General features: G+C 46.0%; 1 pseudogene. It reads left to right on the forward strand.

What is annotated here, in order from left to right:
• Positions 1-263, forward strand: a pseudogene (locus O4H47_RS17975) (lipid-A-disaccharide synthase); the annotation flags it as partial.

Here is a 263-nt window from a genome sequence, read left to right on the forward strand (position 1 = left end):
GAGTTTGTCGGTATTGGTGGTCCGAAAATGATAGCTCAAGGGTGTGAGTCGCTCTTTGATATGGAAGAGTTGTCTGTAATGGGCTTAGTTGAGGTGCTTGGCCGCTTATCTCGTCTACTGAAAGTCAAAGCTGAATTGGTTAAGTATTTCACCTCTAACCCGCCAGATGTGTTTGTGGGCATCGATGCGCCAGACTTCAACTTACGCCTTGAGTTGGCTTTGAAAAATGCGGGTATCAAAACTGTGCATTATGTCAGTCCGTC

Source organism: Maritalea porphyrae (genome assembly GCF_027213965.1).
Taxonomy (GTDB): Bacteria; Pseudomonadota; Alphaproteobacteria; order Rhizobiales; family Devosiaceae; genus Maritalea; species Maritalea porphyrae_A.